Origin of the sequence: Bradyrhizobium tropiciagri (genome assembly GCF_018130545.1) — a bacterium.
Classification (GTDB): domain Bacteria; phylum Pseudomonadota; class Alphaproteobacteria; order Rhizobiales; family Xanthobacteraceae; genus Bradyrhizobium; species Bradyrhizobium tropiciagri_A.
Window position 1 is genome coordinate 143,264 of sequence record NZ_JAFCKF010000008.1, and the last position, 12,572, is coordinate 155,835.

A 12,572-nucleotide genomic window follows, 5' to 3' on the forward strand; every position below is an offset into this window, starting at 1 on the left:
AATCCCAGCGGCAGCTTGATGGCAAGTTTAGGGCAGGCCTTGATATAGATCACTGTAATGCTTCTGTTTTTTGACGCCTGGAATCGGCGACGGCTGTGCCGACTGCCCTATTTCGGCGCGATCCAGAGCCGCAGCACGAACGAGACCAGCGTCACCGTGCCGACGCCGCCGAGCCAGAGCGCCGCGAACCACAGCAGGCGCTGGCCGAGCGGCCGCTGATTCGGGTGGGACGGCATCAGTGATATCCGTGGCCGGGGCGGACCTTGCCGCGGAACACCCAATAGGCCCAGGCGGTGTAGCCGAGGATCAGCGGCACCAGGATCGAGACCCCGAACAGCATGAAGATCTGGCTGTTGGCGGGCGCCGCCGCCTGCCAGATCGTGATGCTCTGCGGCACGATGTAGGGATACATGCTGATGCCGAGCCCGGCATAGGACAATGCGAACAGCGCCAGTGTCAGGAAGAACGGCTGGTGGTCGTTCTTGCTGCCGAGCGCGCGCAGCAATAGCGCGGTGACGGCGGCGACCGCGATCGGCACCGGCGCGGTGAGGATGATGTTGGGCCAGGCGAACCAGCGCTGGGTGTACTGCACGGCCAGGAACGGCGTTGCGATGCTGACAGCGCCGATCGCACAGAGCATGGCGATCAGCAGGATCCAGCTCAGGTGATAGGCGCGGTCACGCAGCCCGCCTTCGGTCTTCATCACCAGCCAGGTCGCTCCTAGCAGCGCATAGCCGATCACCAGCGCGATGCCGGTCAGGACGCTGAACGGCGTCAGCCAGTCCCACCAGCCGCCGGCATAATGACGTCCCTCGACATGGATGCCCTGCAGGATGGCACCGAGCGCGATGCCCTGCGCCAACGTCGCGACCAGCGAGCCGCCGGCAAAGGCGAGATCCCATTTGTTGCGCGCCTTCTGGGTCCGCCAGCGGAATTCGAAGGCGACGCCGCGGAACACGAGGCCGAGCAGCATCGCAATCATCGGCGTGTACAGCGCCGGCATCAGCACTGCATAGGCCAGCGGAAACGCCGCCATCATGCCGCCGCCGCCGAGCACCAGCCAGGTCTCGTTGCCGTCCCACACCGGCGCCACTGTGTTCATGATGACGTCGCGGTCGGCCTTTTGCGGAAACAGCGGAAACAGGATGCCGAGGCCGAGATCGAAGCCGTCCATTACGACATAGACGAACACGGCAAAGGCGATGATGAAGGCCCAGATGATGGTGAGATCGATCATCGCGCGCCCTCCACGGCGCCGGCCGCCGGCGTGATGCCGGCCGCGCGGGCGGGGATATTCGTTGCCGGGCCTTGCTCGCCGGGGTGCGGCGGCTGCGCCATCAGCCGCAGGATGTAGATCACGCCCGCGATGAACACGACGAAATAGACGATGATGAAGGCGATCAGCGACGAGCCCACCGCCGGTGCCGCCAGCGGCGAGGCCGAATCGGCGGTGCGCAGCAGTCCGTAGACGGTGAAGGGTTGCCGCCCGGTCTCGGTGGTGATCCAGCCGGCGAGCACGGCGATGAAGCCGGCCGGGCCCATCGTCACCGCGAAGCGATGCAGCAGCGACGACTGGTACAGCATGCCGCGCCACCGCATCAGCAGGCTGAACAGGCCGAGCCCCATGATCAGGAAGCCGAGCCCGACCATGATGCGGAACGCCCAGAAGGTGATCGGCACCGGCGGCCAGTTTTCACGTGGCACGGTGTCGAGGCCGGCAAGCGGGGCGTCGAGCGAATGCTTCAGGATCAGCGACGACAGTTTCGGCACCTCGATCGCGTATTTCACCTTGGCATCTTTTTGGTCGGGCCAGCCGAACAGGATCAGCGGCGCACCGTCCTTGTGGCTCTGGAAGTGGCCTTCCATCGCCATCACCTTGGCCGGCTGATGCTCCAGCGTGTTGAGGCCGTGCTGGTCGCCGGCCAAAATCTGGATCGGCGCCACCAAGGTTGCCATCCACATCGCCATCGAGAACATCACGCGCGCGCCCGCCAGATGCTGGTCGCGCAACAGGTGCCAGGCACCAACCGCGCCGACCACCAGCGAGGTGGTGAGGTAGGCCGCCAGCACCATGTGCACCAGGCGATAGGGGAAGGACGGATTGAAGATCACCTTGAGCCAGTCGGCGGCGACGAACTGGCCGTCGGCATTGACGGCCTGGCCGGCCGGCGTCTGCATCCAGGAATTGGCCGACAGAATCCAGAATGCCGAGATCAGCGTGCCGATCGCGACCATCATCGTCGCCAGGAAGTGCAGCCGCGGGCCGACGCGCGACAGCCCGAACAGCATCACGCCGAGGAAGCCGGCCTCGAGGAAGAACGCGGTCAACACCTCATAGGCCATCATCGGGCCGATCACCGGCCCGGTCTTGTCGGCAAAGGACGACCAGTTTGTGCCGAACTGGTAGGACATCACGATGCCCGACACCACGCCCATGCCGAACGCGACCGCGAAGATCTTCAGCCAGTAATTGAACAGGTTGATGAAGACTTCACGCTTGGTGATCAGCCACAGCGCTTCCAGCACCGCGAGATAGCTCGCAAGCCCGATCGAGAATGCGGGAAACACGATGTGGAACGACATCGTGAAAGCGAATTGCGCGCGGGCGAGTACGACCGCATCCCAGCCTTCGAACATCACGCACCACCCATTGCCAACGCTCTGGGGCGCGATCCGGTCACGGCATGCGCGTTCGGGATCGCGTCATCCCCGGCGTGGACCCTACCACGACGGCGATGACGACAATACAGGGCGGATTGCCTAGGGGGAACATCATGCGATTAGAAGCAACCGCATGATGCCGTGCACTAGGCGTACCCATGCATCCGCCCAACAAAGGACGTCCGCATGGCCGTCAGAAGCGGGCCTCAGGAAGACTCTTGGAACGTCGATACCACCGTCTCGGTATGCTCTACCTCGGGCGGCCCAGCGCAACATGGTCCAACCAGCGCCCGCCATTCGACGAATGTCGTCGATGCTCGAAAAGCATTATGAGCAGAAGCGCTATCCCATCGTCAGGAACCGGTAACGATGAGGATTTTCGATTGAGCGATGCAGCTCGAAACCAAGAAAGCCTGGAATTGGCGGCAACGTCTACCCTGGCTCGATGGTCTAGCGTTTCTGATCGCTTCCCGGTACCCCGACGATGTGATTTGATACATGCTGATGTCGCGCGGAGGATGATCGTGCAGGAGGAGCCGATCCATAGGCGGTTGACGACCATCATGGCGGCTGACGTGGTCGGCTACTCGGGGCTGGTCGCGGCAGACGAGGCTACTACCTTGGTCCAACTCGGCCGATTGCGACACGAAGTTATCGAGCCGTCAATACGCGCGCACGAAGGTCGCCTGTTCAAGACGATGGGTGATGGCTTCCTCGCCGAGTTCGCCAGCCCTGTCAGAGCTTTGGAATGTGCCATCGCTATCCAAAACGGAACGACCGAGATGCGCCTGCGAATTGGCATCCATCTTGGAGACGTTGTAGCCGATCAAGACGACCTGCTCGGAGACGGCGTCAATGTAGCTGCTCGGTTGGAGGGCGTAGCCGAGCCGGGTGGCATTACCATCTCGCGGCCCCTCTATGATCAGGTTCGGGATCGAGTGAAGGTCACGTTCCTTGACAAGGGCGAAGTCAGCCTGAAAAACCTGCCAAGGCCGATGCAGGTGCTGTCGGTGAGTACGAGAACAGTGCAAAGCGACTCAGCCTACCCGCCGCTTCCTGCCAAACCATCGATTGCAGTCTTGCCGTTCCAGAACATGAGTGGCGATCCTGAACAGGAGTATTTCGCGGATGGTATGGTCGAGGACATCATCACCGCGCTATCGCGGGTAAAGTGGTTTTTTGTAATAGCCCGCAATTCCTCATTTACGTACAAGGGCAGAGCTGTCGATATCAAGCAGATTGGGCGTGAGCTTGGTGTCCGATATGTCCTTGAAGGAAGCGTCCGCAAAGCGGGAAACAGGGTTCGTATTACGGGCCAGCTCATCGAGGCGGAAACGGGACATCACATCTGGGCGGAACGATTCGAGCGCGAGTACAAAGACGTCTTCGAGCTGCAAGACGAGATGACCTCCGCTGTCGCTGCGGCTATCGAGCCGACCATCAACTTGAGGGAGTTAGAAAAGTCGAAAAAGAGACCGACTTCAGACCTTAGTGCTTACGACTACTTCCTGCGGGCCCAGCCGTTCATCCGGCAATTCGATCCACAGTCCTATACACAGGCGGAACAATTGCTCCGACGGGCCGTTAGCCTCGACGCGCAATATTCCAGTGCTCTTGCGCTCTTGGCCGATTGTATTGGCCGACAGTGCATCATGGGTGCGCAGCCATATAGGGAACGAGTACTCGAGGCTCAGCGGATCGCTCAGCAGGCGGTCCAAGCCGATCCCGAAGATGGCACTGCGCTGGCAATCGCTTCTTGGGTCCATACGATCCTAGTTGGCAAGCATGATTCATCTCGAGAATACGCCGAGCGTGCTTTACGCCTTCAGCCAAATTCAGCTTTTGTCTGCGTCAACAGTGGGTTTGGTTATCTCTATCGCGGCGAACTGGACGCTGCCCGCCATAACTTCGAAAGAGCGCTGCGCATCAACCCGCTTGATCCTCGCAATTATTTCTTGATCCAAGGTCTGGGAATCGTTCTGTTCTTTGAGAGAAAGTTCTCGGAAGCTTTGTCGCTATTGGATCGCTCTATCGAGCTTGCGCCATCTGCGAGAGTGACGTGGCGTTATAAGGCGGCAACTCTTGCGCATCTCGGCAGAAGTGAGGACGCTTTGGAGGCGGTTGCTGTCCTCCGATCACTCACGCCAGTGCAGACGCTGAAAGAAGTAACTGAAAGAACCATGATTGCCCACGCGTGGATGAGGGAGCTCTATTTCGGTGGGCTGGAGAAGGCGGGGTACGAATAGCAAGCGAATTGGTGGACCGCAGCCGAAGTTCGTTCGACTTCTCCTGGCGCGCCAGTGCCGTTTCATTCTTTGTCTCGTCTGAACCTGCGGCCAGGTGGACACGTCCGCTCAGCGTCAAAAGCGGATCTCCAGTACTCCGGCGGACACATCAGCCAACAGCCGATTACGAACTTGAATCGCTACCTAACACGGGTGGACTAATATCAACAACGGTTCGAAAATTTGGTTCCGGTAACGGGAGGGGGCTATGCCGCTTACGCGACGCCGTTTTCTGATCGAATCCGGTCTTGTAGTCGGCATCTTCGGCTCAGGTGTCAAATCGATGGTTGCACAGCAGCCCCCGAATAATCCGGGTCCCGACCGCATCGTATTGCTCGGGACGCGGGGTGGCCCGAACATCACCGGTTACTCGCCTAGCCCCCCGGCAAATTTGCTGGTTTACAGAGGCGTCCCGTACGTGGTCGACACCGGTTACGGCGTCACCTTCAAGCTGGTCGATGCCGGGCTGCGCTTGCCCCTGCTGCGGTACATTTTCATCACGCACCACCATTCTGATCACAATCTCGGGCTTGGCCCGCTTCTATACAATGCGTGGGCGGCTGGATTGCGAACACCGGTCGACGTCTATGCACCGATGGGCCTTTCCGCGATGCTCTCCGCTTACTGGGAGTCAAATCGTTTCGACATCGAGACGCGGATCTCCGATGAAGGCAGGCCAGATCCTCGTAAGCTTGTTACGCCTCACGAACTGAGTGAGGGTTTGACGATGTCTCATGACGACGTTCGCGTCTTCGCGCTGAAGGTCAACCATCCACCGGTGACCGAGAGCTACGCTTTCAAATTCCAGTTGGCCGACAAGACAGTGGTCTTTTCGGGCGACACTACCTTCTTTCCGCCGCTCGCTGACTTCGCGAAGGGAGCCGACTATCTCGTGCATGAGGCGCTGTACGAACCCGGTCTAGACACCGTAGTGCGCCGCGTGCCGAACGCCGAGAAGTTGAAAGCCAGCATTCTGAGCCACCACACTCGCGCGGAGGACGTGGGTCGGATCGCAGCGATGGCGAACGTAAAAACGCTTGTTCTAAATCACTTCGTGCCTGCCGGTGACAACAACGTGGCGCCCGAGGTATGGAGAGATGCGGTTCGGAGGACGTTTGGAGGCAACATCGTTGTCGGAAGAGACCTGCTTCAGCTTCCGTTGTGAGTGAGGCACAACTGAGTGTCCGCTCCGCGTCACAAGGCGATATCCCTGTCTGCTTCGCCACTAGCTGCTCGCGTTGAGCAGCCGCGCGACGGTGCGGTCGATCTCGTCGTACTGGCCCTCGCCGGCGTGCTGGAACACGATCTTGCCGTTCTGGTCGATGATGTATTGCGCCGGCCAATACTGGTTGCCGTAGGCGTTCCAGGTCTGCGAATTGTTGTCCTGCGCCACCGGATAGAGGATGCCGTGCCGCTTCAGCGCCGCCTGCACATTGGTGGCCGAGCGCTCGAATGGGAATTCCGGCGTGTGCACCCCGATCACGACGAGGCCGCGATCCCGGTACTTTGAATAAAGCTGGGTGACGTGCGGCAGCGTGTTGACGCAGTTGACGCAGCCATAGGTCCAGAAATCCACCACCACGACCTTGCCGCGCAGGTCGGCGAGCTTCAGCGGCTGCGAATTGAACCAGTTGCTGATCCCGGTGAATTCGGGCGCAGCCTGACTCTGTTCGGTCGTCATGGCGACGGCCCTCGGCACCGGCACGGTCGGCGTGTCGGATTCAGTGCAGAGACCGGGGATGACGGCGCCGCCGAGACCAAGGCCCGCGACCACAGCGGATACGGCAATCATGCGCAGGGACATTGTACTCTCCTTGTTGGGCTCACAGGCCGATCTGGCCGTTGGGATAGAACTGGGTCAGCCACGCCACGATCAGCGTGTCGTATTGCAGGTAGGACAGCGCGGCGAAGCCGATGATCACGACGCCGAAGCCTTGCTGCAGGCGCGGCGCGATCCGCGCCAGGCTACGCACGCGGGTGGTGACGGCCTGCCCGCCATAGGCAATGGCAAGCATCGGGATCGCGGCGCCGATCGCGTAGGTCACGAGCTGCAGGCTTGCCCATGCGGTATCCTTCGAGGTCGCGACGATGGTCAGGATCGAGCCGAGCACCGGACCGGCGCAGGGCGTCCACACCAGGCCGAGCGTCGAGCCGAGCACGAAGCCGCCGAACAGGCTCGGCGACGGCGCGGCCCGACCGAGATTGCCGGCGGTGCCGGTGAGCCGGATCGCCAGCCATTCGAACGGCGCCGGCCAGATCATCAACAGGCCGAAGCCCGCGAGCAGGATCGCTGCGCCGGTCCGCAGCAGGTTGGGATCGAAATCGAAGGCGCGCGTGATCGCGCTCAGCAGCAATGCCACCGCAGAGAATGACATCACGAAGCCGAGCGCGATCATCGCGGGCCGCGCCTTGCCGGTCTGGCCTATCGATACCCCAAGCAGGATCGGCAGCATCGGCAGGGTGCAGGGCGCGGCGACGGTGGCGACACCGGCAAGCAGGGCCAAGGTAAGGGCAGGGGCAAGGCTGAGCATCGTCGTCCGTCCATCAGAAGTCCCGGCGCGCCAGAGGGCCGTGCCGGGTACGCCTGATGATCTTCGGAAGGACGGGGCGGCCGTTACTGTGCGGCGATCGCAGGCGCCGTCACGTCTGTGTGACACGACGCGTGTCCGGCCTCACAAACGCGCGCCAAAAACAGAGCGACCCGGCTGAGGGGCATCCCGGCCGGGTCGTTGGAGGTTTACTTGGGAGGTTAGAACTAGGAAGCGTCGAAACTGGTTCAGTGAATTGGGTTGGGGTTGCGTCGTTGGATATGGGTATAGAGATCGCGTTTTTCCGGGTGATGTCGTCGATTGTTTCAATTGTTTCGTCGCCGGACTTTTTCGGCTTCGTGGACAATTGGCCGGATTGCGCGATCTCCTTTTAAGCTATTGATATGCCGTCGCTTTACGCCGCAACGCTGTCCACGCCGGCGCCCCGGAGGAGGTCGGCGAGCTGCTTGCGGGCATAGAACATGCGGGTCTTCACCGTGCTCTGCGGGATGCCGATGATCTGCCCGGCCTCCTCGACCGACTTCTCATGGTAGTAGACCAGATTGATGATCTCGCGGTGGGCCGGCGACAGCTTGGCGACGCAGGCCCGCAGGATCTCGCTGGTGGTGGCGCGATCGAGCGAGGTTTCCGGCGTGTCGGCGCCGTCGGCGATCTCCAGCACGTCGTCCTGGTCGATATCCTCATGCTTGCGCTGGCGCAGCGCGGTCAGCGCCTTGAAGCGGGCGATCGACAGCAGCCAGGTCGAGACCTGCGAGCGGCCCTCGAACTGGGCTGCGGTGCGCCAGACGTCCAGGAAGACCTGGCTGACCAGGTCTTCGGCCATCGTGGTGTCGCGCACCATCCGGAGCACGAAGCGGTAAACCCGGACGTTGTGGCGGGCATAAAGCGTGTGCATCGAGGTGCGGTTATTCTTTGCGATACGCGCGAGCAGCGTTTCATCCGAGGTCGCGCGGGCAGCTTCGATATGTTTCGCGGCTGCAGCGTTGATGGCGATGACGTTCGGCATGACAGGCTCCCAGTTCGCCGTTAGGCGGCAGTTCGTTGGGAGAAAGCTAGTTACCGCCCGTTTCCGGATGTCTGCGCGAAAAGCGGAAAATGGTTTCGTGACCGGGAGAATTGTTTCGTCGCCGGCGGGACGACGAAACATTCGGGACCGAAAAGTCAGTAATTTCAACGGGGGGAAATTCCAGGAGGCTGGAATCGTCCCGGTTGGAACGAATCCGCGCCATGACTTTTGGCACTATTCGGCCGCCTGCAAAGCGGTCGCTGCCTTTTTCGGGGCAATCCAGAAGGCGTCAGGCCGTTCGAACAGGAAAGTGGCCCGAACCGCCAGCGCCAGCCGCCAGATCAGGAGCGAACCGGCGACACCGGCCGCGGTCACGATCAGCGAGACCAGCCCGATGTCGGGAATGACATCGAATCGCAGCAGCAGCGTGCGGGTCGCAGCCATCGGCAGGAAGAAGGCGAGATAGATCACGATCGAATGCTCGCCGCAGAAGCGCAGGAAGCCGAGCCAATGCCTGCGCGCCAGCAGCGTGCCGGTCACGATGATCGCGCAGGCACCGGCAAAGCCTAGCGCCAGCGAAACGATCGGCCATTCGCTGACATCGAGCGCCACCAGGCCACCATTGACGAGGGCCCACAGCCCAAGCCCGAGCAGGGCAAGCGCAGGCCGCGACCGCGCGCGGTCGGACAGCGCGAACACGTAATCGGCCAGGACATAGCCGGTATAGAAATAGACGAAGCGGGCGCTGAACTCGTCGATCACGTACCAGCCGGTCGTGACATGCGCCGACTCCAGCGTGGCCGCGATCAGCCAGATCACGAGCGGGTGGACGTTGCGGGTCAGCTTGGTGACGACGAAGAAGATCGGCAGCAGGTAGATGAACCACAGCGTGCCGAACGGCTGCACGAAGGCGATGAGGTATTGCCGCCCGGCCTCGGCCCAACCGGCCTCGGCGGCCAGCAACGGTGCCTTGAAGCCGAACTGGATCGTCACCCACAGCACGTAGAAATAGGCGAAGTGCATCACCTTGCGGTCGAGATAGGTGCGCCAGTCCCGATTGATCACGACCGACAGGAACAGTCCCGAGATCATGAAGAAGTCCGGCATCCGGAACGGTTTGGCGAACATCACGACATAATGCATGAAGCCGGTCTGCTCGGCGGCCTTCTCGACCCCCAGCACCGAATGCATCATCACAACCATGATGATGCAGATGCCCTTGGCATAGTCGACCCAATCGACGCGCGCGCTCGCGTTCCCGGGGGAACGAGCTGTCGCAGCGATTGTGCCGTTTGTGGTCATCCTTGTCCCGTTTCGGCGTGATCGGGCCTATCATCGGCCCGATCGGTTGCTTTCTCCTTTATCAGTACAAGGGATGTGCCAGCTTAACCCCCGCTCTTTCCCCGGTTCCCTGGACCAGGCGAATGGTCTAAGAGCCCCGGAAATCCTAAGAGAATCCGACGCTCGTTAACCACAGGACGCTGGGCTGGCCGAGGGCCGTGGCCTGCGATGAGACTCCTTGCCGCACCAATTCGATAGCCCGCTGCCGATCGACGCCGTGCTCGATGAGCTCGACCGCACGCTCGATCGCCACAATGCCGCCGTGCTGGTCGCGCCGCCCGGCGCCGGCAAGACCACGCGCGTGCCGCTGGCGTTGCTCGATGCACCCTGGGCCAAAGGCAAGAAGATCATCGTGCTGGAGCCGCGCCGCATCGCCGCGCGTGCCAGTGCCGAGCGGATGGCGAAGACGCTCGGCGAGCGTCCCGGCGAGACCGTCGGCTATCGCGTGCGCTTCGGCTCCAAAGTGTCGCGCGCGACGCGGATCGAGGTGGTCACCGAGGGTATCTTCTCGCGGCAGATCCTTGACGATCCCGAGCTCAACGGCGTCGCCGCGGTGCTGTTCGACGAATTCCACGAGCGCTCGCTCGATGCCGATCTTGGCCTGGCGCTGGCGCGCGACGCGCAAACCGGCCTGCGCGAGGATCTGCGCATCCTGGTGATGTCGGCGACCCTCGACGGCGCGCGCGTCGCAAAGCTACTCGGCGATGCACCCGTGGTCGAGAGCGAGGGCCGCGCCTTTCCGGTCGAGACCCGTTACGTCGGCCGCAAGGTCGACGCGCCGGTGGAGCGACAGATGGCCGAGACGATCGCGACCGCGCTGCGCGCCGATGCCGGCTCGGTGCTCGCGTTTCTGCCGGGCGCAGCCGAAATCCGTCGCACGCAAACGTTCCTCGCGGAGCGCGTGCACGACGCCTCGGTCGAGATCGTGCCGCTGTTCGGCGCGCTCGATGCCGCCGTGCAGGACCGCGCCATCGCGCCGGCGCCGAAAGGCATTCGAAAGGTGGTGCTGGCGACGTCAATCGCCGAGACCTCATTGACCATCGAGGGCGTGCGCATCGTGGTCGATTGCGGCCTGGCGCGGGTACCGCGCTACGAGCCTGACATGGCGTTGACCCGGCTCGAGACCGTGCGGGCCTCGCGCGCCGCGGTCGACCAGCGCCGCGGCCGCGCCGGCCGTATCGAGCCCGGCGTCTGCTACCGGCTCTGGGACGAGCCGCAGACCGCATCGCTGCCGGCCTATACCGCGCCCGAGATTCTCTCCGCCGATTTGTCCTCGCTGGTGCTCGACCTCGCGCAATGGGGCGTCAGCGATCCCGCAAGCCTCGCCTTCCTCGACCCGCCGCCGGGGCCGGCGCTGAAGGAAGCCAAATCGCTGCTGTCAGAGCTCGGCGCGCTCGATGGCGATGGCCGCATCACCGAGGAAGGCCAGAGCCTGCGTGCGTTGGCGCTGCCGCCGCGGCTGGCGCGCATGATCGTCGATTCCGCGCGTTTCGGCATGGGCGAGGAGGCCGCCGAGATCGCCGCCGTGCTGACCGAGCGAGGGCTCGGCGGCGACAGCGTCGATCTCGACCACAGGCTCGATCAGTTCCGCCGAGATCGTTCGCAGCGGGCTTCGAGCGCGCGCAGCATGGCCGCGCGCTGGGCCTCGCAGGTGAAGGTGCCGGTTGTCGAGCAAAAGGAACTCTCGACCGGCGTCATGCTGGCCTTCGCGTTTCCGGATCGGGTCGCGAAGAACCGCGGCAATGGCAGCTTCGTGCTGGCCAATGGCCGCGGCGCCGCCGTCGAGCAGACCGCGGCGCTGGCGCGGCTGCCTTACATTGCGGTTGCCGAGCTGACCGGCACGGCCGCGAGCGGCCGCATCCTGCTGGCGGCGCCGATCACCCAGGAGGAGATCGAGCAGCGCTTCGCCGACCAGATCGAGACGATCGAAGAGGTGACCTTCGACCGCGGCGCGATGGCGCTGCGCGCGCGCCGCCGCCGTTCGCTGCACGCGATCACGTTCTCGGAGGCGCCGATGTCGCTCAAGCCATCGTCCGAGACTGCGCGCGTGTTCGCCGACGGCCTGATCGCGGCCGGGCTCGACCGCCTGCCGTGGTCGAAGCAAGCCAAACAGTGGCGCGACCGAATCATGTTCCTGCGCAAGGCCGAGGACGACAGCTGGCCCGATCTGTCCGATGCCGCGCTTGCCGCGCGGCCCGACGACTGGCTGGTGCCTGCACTCTACGACAAGACCGCGCTGAAGGACCTGTCGGCCGGTGACCTGTCGGACGCGCTGATGGCGTTGCTGCCGTGGGAACTACGCGCGCGGCTCGATCGCGAGGCGCCGACGCATTTCGAGGCGCCGACCGGAACGCAGCTCGCGATCGATTACGAGGCCGAGCAGGGCCCGACCATCGCGGTGCGGTTGCAGGAATTGTTCGGACTCAACACCCATCCCTCGATCGCCAAGGGTGCGGTGCCGCTGGTGCTGGAACTGCTGTCGCCGGCGCAGCGGCCGGTGCAGGTGACGCGCGATCTGCCGGGTTTCTGGCGCGGCAGTTACGCCGCCGTGCGTTCCGACCTGCGCGGCCGCTATCCGCGCCACCCCTGGCCGGAAGATCCCGCCAGCGCGATGCCGACACGGCGCGTGAAACCGCGCGGCACTTGAACTGCGCTAACGCCTCAGCGTTCGTGCAACGTTTCGCGCTGTTGCACCCGAAGGTCGCATTTCTCTCGTTCGTCGTCCCGGCG

The 12,572-nt window shown here is 63.1% G+C and carries 11 protein-coding genes; 3 read left to right on the plus strand and 8 right to left on the minus strand.

The genetic code is table 11. From position 1 onward, the window contains the following. Window positions 1-107 precede the first annotated feature (107 nt). The 4 genes from JQ616_RS30645 to JQ616_RS39850 form a co-directional block, all read right to left on the minus strand. Window positions 108-236, minus strand: coding sequence for a DUF2474 domain-containing protein (locus tag JQ616_RS30645; RefSeq protein WP_212021182.1), 129 nt, complete (start codon window positions 234-236; stop codon window positions 108-110). Beyond that, window positions 236-1,237, minus strand: coding sequence for a cytochrome d ubiquinol oxidase subunit II (cydB, locus tag JQ616_RS30650; protein WP_212021184.1), 1,002 nt, complete (start codon window positions 1,235-1,237; stop codon window positions 236-238). Before cydB ends, JQ616_RS30645 begins: the two co-directional genes overlap by 1 nt. Next, window positions 1,234-2,637: a cytochrome ubiquinol oxidase subunit I gene (locus JQ616_RS30655; protein ID WP_212021186.1), complete on the minus strand. Its 1,404-nt coding sequence runs from the start codon at window positions 2,635-2,637 to the stop codon at window positions 1,234-1,236. The genes cydB and JQ616_RS30655 overlap by 4 nt, the downstream gene beginning before the upstream one ends. A 366-nt stretch (window positions 2,638-3,003) precedes the next feature. After that, window positions 3,004-3,090 carry an antibiotic biosynthesis monooxygenase gene (locus JQ616_RS39850; protein WP_349630077.1) on the minus strand — a complete coding sequence of 29 codons (87 nt, stop codon included), beginning with the start codon at window positions 3,088-3,090 and terminating at the stop codon, window positions 3,004-3,006. A 95-nt stretch (window positions 3,091-3,185) separates the two neighbouring features. On the opposite strand from JQ616_RS39850, the gene JQ616_RS30660 reads away from it, so the two are divergent. Continuing rightward, window positions 3,186-4,907 carry an adenylate/guanylate cyclase domain-containing protein gene (locus tag JQ616_RS30660; protein WP_212021188.1) on the plus strand — a complete coding sequence of 574 codons (1,722 nt, stop codon included), beginning with the start codon at window positions 3,186-3,188 and terminating at the stop codon, window positions 4,905-4,907. Window positions 4,908-5,154: 247 nt separating this feature from the next. Beyond that, window positions 5,155-6,111: an MBL fold metallo-hydrolase gene (locus tag JQ616_RS30665; protein ID WP_249137481.1), complete on the plus strand. Its 957-nt coding sequence runs from the start codon at window positions 5,155-5,157 to the stop codon at window positions 6,109-6,111. A gap of 60 nt (window positions 6,112-6,171) precedes the next feature. On the opposite strand, the gene JQ616_RS30670 is transcribed toward JQ616_RS30665, so the two are convergent. The 4 genes from JQ616_RS30670 to JQ616_RS30685 form a co-directional block, all read right to left on the minus strand. Continuing rightward, the gene (locus JQ616_RS30670) at window positions 6,172-6,750 is read right to left on the minus strand and encodes a thioredoxin family protein (RefSeq protein WP_212021190.1); all 579 of its coding nucleotides are present in this window, start codon (window positions 6,748-6,750) and stop codon (window positions 6,172-6,174) included. 19 nt (window positions 6,751-6,769) lie between these two features. Beyond that, entirely contained in the window at window positions 6,770-7,477 is a 708-nt protein-coding gene (locus JQ616_RS30675; protein ID WP_212021192.1) for a cytochrome c biogenesis CcdA family protein, read from the minus strand. A 412-nt stretch (window positions 7,478-7,889) separates the two neighbouring features. After that, window positions 7,890-8,501, minus strand: coding sequence for a sigma-70 family RNA polymerase sigma factor (locus JQ616_RS30680; RefSeq protein WP_212021194.1), 612 nt, complete (start codon window positions 8,499-8,501; stop codon window positions 7,890-7,892). Between the two features lie 234 nt (window positions 8,502-8,735). Beyond that, window positions 8,736-9,803, minus strand: a complete 1,068-nt coding sequence (locus JQ616_RS30685; RefSeq protein ID WP_212021196.1) for an acyltransferase family protein — start codon at window positions 9,801-9,803, stop codon at window positions 8,736-8,738. A 217-nt stretch (window positions 9,804-10,020) separates the two neighbouring features. Here JQ616_RS30685 and hrpB point away from each other — a divergent pair, with 217 nt between their 5' ends. Beyond that, entirely contained in the window at window positions 10,021-12,489 is a 2,469-nt protein-coding gene (hrpB, locus tag JQ616_RS30690; protein ID WP_212021198.1) for an ATP-dependent helicase HrpB, read from the plus strand. Window positions 12,490-12,572: the final 83 nt, after the last annotated feature.

What these genes read in the sequence shown, in the direction of transcription:
- JQ616_RS30645 (WP_212021182.1), bottom strand. Translation starts at nt 236, where the DNA reads ATGCCGTCCCACCCGAATCAGCGGCCGCTCGGCCAGCGCCTGCTGTGG.
- cydB (WP_212021184.1), bottom strand. Translation starts at nt 1,237, where the DNA reads ATGATCGATCTCACCATCATCTGGGCCTTCATCATCGCCTTTGCCGTG.
- JQ616_RS30655 (WP_212021186.1), bottom strand. Translation starts at nt 2,637, where the DNA reads ATGTTCGAAGGCTGGGATGCGGTCGTACTCGCCCGCGCGCAATTCGCT.
- JQ616_RS30665 (WP_249137481.1), top strand. Translation starts at nt 5,155, where the DNA reads ATGCCGCTTACGCGACGCCGTTTTCTGATCGAATCCGGTCTTGTAGTC.
- JQ616_RS30670 (WP_212021190.1), bottom strand. Translation starts at nt 6,750, where the DNA reads ATGTCCCTGCGCATGATTGCCGTATCCGCTGTGGTCGCGGGCCTTGGT.
- JQ616_RS30675 (WP_212021192.1), bottom strand. Translation starts at nt 7,477, where the DNA reads ATGCTCAGCCTTGCCCCTGCCCTTACCTTGGCCCTGCTTGCCGGTGTC.
- JQ616_RS30680 (WP_212021194.1), bottom strand. Translation starts at nt 8,501, where the DNA reads ATGCCGAACGTCATCGCCATCAACGCTGCAGCCGCGAAACATATCGAA.
- JQ616_RS30685 (WP_212021196.1), bottom strand. Translation starts at nt 9,803, where the DNA reads ATGACCACAAACGGCACAATCGCTGCGACAGCTCGTTCCCCCGGGAAC.